The organism is Enterobacter vonholyi, assembly GCF_008364555.1.
GTDB lineage: Bacteria > Pseudomonadota > Gammaproteobacteria > Enterobacterales > Enterobacteriaceae > Enterobacter > Enterobacter vonholyi.
In genome coordinates, this window is sequence record NZ_VTUC01000023.1 from 1,721 (window position 1) to 4,696 (window position 2,976).

At 53.2% G+C, this 2,976-nt stretch carries 1 rRNA gene; it reads left to right on the top strand.

Going from position 1 to position 2,976, the window contains the following annotated elements:
* Nucleotides 1-58 precede the first annotated feature (58 nt).
* Nucleotides 59-2,964: ribosomal RNA gene (locus F0319_RS18785) — 23S ribosomal RNA — on the top strand.
* The last annotated feature ends 12 nt before the right edge of the window (nucleotides 2,965-2,976 follow it).

A 2,976-nucleotide genomic window follows, 5' to 3' on the forward strand; every position in this document is an offset into this window, starting at 1 on the left:
GGTGTGTTCGAGTCTCTCAAATTTTCGCAATCAGAAGTGAAACATCTTCGGGTTGTGAGGTTAAGCGACTAAGCGTACACGGTGGATGCCCTGGCAGTCAGAGGCGATGAAGGACGTGCTAATCTGCGAAAAGCGCCGGCGAGGTGATATGAACCTTTGACCCGGCGATGTCCGAATGGGGAAACCCAGTGCAATTCGTTGCACTATCGTTAACTGAATACATAGGTTAACGAGGCGAACCGGGGGAACTGAAACATCTAAGTACCCCGAGGAAAAGAAATCAACCGAGATTCCCCCAGTAGCGGCGAGCGAACGGGGAGCAGCCCAGAGTCTGAATCAGCTTGTGTGTTAGTGGAAGCGTCTGGAAAGTCGCACGGTACAGGGTGACAGTCCCGTACACGAAAGCACACAGGTTGTGAACTCGAAGAGTAGGGCGGGACACGTGGTATCCTGTCTGAATATGGGGGGACCATCCTCCAAGGCTAAATACTCCTGACTGACCGATAGTGAACCAGTACCGTGAGGGAAAGGCGAAAAGAACCCCGGCGAGGGGAGTGAAAAAGAACCTGAAACCGTGTACGTACAAGCAGTGGGAGCACCTTCGTGGTGTGACTGCGTACCTTTTGTATAATGGGTCAGCGACTTATATTCTGTAGCAAGGTTAACCGTATAGGGGAGCCGAAGGGAAACCGAGTCTTAACTGGGCGTTAAGTTGCAGGGTATAGACCCGAAACCCGGTGATCTAGCCATGGGCAGGTTGAAGGTTGGGTAACACTAACTGGAGGACCGAACCGACTAATGTTGAAAAATTAGCGGATGACTTGTGGCTGGGGGTGAAAGGCCAATCAAACCGGGAGATAGCTGGTTCTCCCCGAAAGCTATTTAGGTAGCGCCTCGTGAACTCATCTTCGGGGGTAGAGCACTGTTTCGGCTAGGGGGCCATCCCGGCTTACCAACCCGATGCAAACTACGAATACCGAAGAATGTTATCACGGGAGACACACGGCGGGTGCTAACGTCCGTCGTGAAGAGGGAAACAACCCAGACCGCCAGCTAAGGTCCCAAAGTCATGGTTAAGTGGGAAACGATGTGGGAAGGCACAGACAGCCAGGATGTTGGCTTAGAAGCAGCCATCATTTAAAGAAAGCGTAATAGCTCACTGGTCGAGTCGGCCTGCGCGGAAGATGTAACGGGGCTAAACCATGCACCGAAGCTGCGGCAGCGACGCTTATGCGTTGTTGGGTAGGGGAGCGTTCTGTAAGCCGTTGAAGGTGTGCTGTGAGGCATGCTGGAGGTATCAGAAGTGCGAATGCTGACATAAGTAACGATAAAGCGGGTGAAAAGCCCGCTCGCCGGAAGACCAAGGGTTCCTGTCCAACGTTAATCGGGGCAGGGTGAGTCGACCCCTAAGGCGAGGCCGAAAGGCGTAGTCGATGGGAAACAGGTTAATATTCCTGTACTTGGTGTTACTGCGAAGGGGGGACGGAGAAGGCTATGTTAGCCGGGCGACGGTTGTCCCGGTTTAAGCATGTAGGCGGAACGATTAGGTAAATCCGGTCGTTTTTTAACGCTGAGGTGTGATGACGAGGCACTACGGTGCTGAAGTAACAAATGCCCTGCTTCCAGGAAAAGCCTCTAAGCATCAGGTAACACGAAATCGTACCCCAAACCGACACAGGTGGTCAGGTAGAGAATACCAAGGCGCTTGAGAGAACTCGGGTGAAGGAACTAGGCAAAATGGTGCCGTAACTTCGGGAGAAGGCACGCTGATATGTAGGTGAAGCCCCTGCGGGTGGAGCTGAAATCAGTCGAAGATACCAGCTGGCTGCAACTGTTTATTAAAAACACAGCACTGTGCAAACACGAAAGTGGACGTATACGGTGTGACGCCTGCCCGGTGCCGGAAGGTTAATTGATGGGGTTAGCGGCAACGCGAAGCTCTTGATCGAAGCCCCGGTAAACGGCGGCCGTAACTATAACGGTCCTAAGGTAGCGAAATTCCTTGTCGGGTAAGTTCCGACCTGCACGAATGGCGTAATGATGGCCAGGCTGTCTCCACCCGAGACTCAGTGAAATTGAACTCGCTGTGAAGATGCAGTGTACCCGCGGCAAGACGGAAAGACCCCGTGAACCTTTACTATAGCTTGACACTGAACACTGGTCCTTGATGTGTAGGATAGGTGGGAGGCTTTGAAGCGTGGACGCCAGTCTGCGTGGAGCCGTCCTTGAAATACCACCCTTTAATGGCTGGTGTTCTAACGTAGACCCGTGATCCGGGTTGCGGACAGTGTCTGGTGGGTAGTTTGACTGGGGCGGTCTCCTCCCAAAGAGTAACGGAGGAGCACGAAGGTTAGCTAATCCTGGTCGGACATCAGGAGGTTAGTGCAATGGCATAAGCTAGCTTGACTGCGAGAGTGACGGCTCGAGCAGGTGCGAAAGCAGGTCATAGTGATCCGGTGGTTCTGAATGGAAGGGCCATCGCTCAACGGATAAAAGGTACTCCGGGGATAACAGGCTGATACCGCCCAAGAGTTCATATCGACGGCGGTGTTTGGCACCTCGATGTCGGCTCATCACATCCTGGGGCTGAAGTAGGTCCCAAGGGTATGGCTGTTCGCCATTTAAAGTGGTACGCGAGCTGGGTTTAGAACGTCGTGAGACAGTTCGGTCCCTATCTGCCGTGGGCGCTGGAGAATTGAGGGGGGCTGCTCCTAGTACGAGAGGACCGGAGTGGACGCATCACTGGTGTTCGGGTTGTCATGCCAATGGCACTGCCCGGTAGCTAAATGCGGAAAAGATAAGTGCTGAAAGCATCTAAGCACGAAACTTGCCCCGAGATGAGTTCTCCCTGACCCTTTAAGGGTCCTGAAGGAACGTTGAAGACGACGACGTTGATAGGTCGGGTGTGTAAGCGCAGCGATGCGTTGAGCTAACCGATACTAATGAACCGTGAGGCTTAACCTTACAACGCCGAAG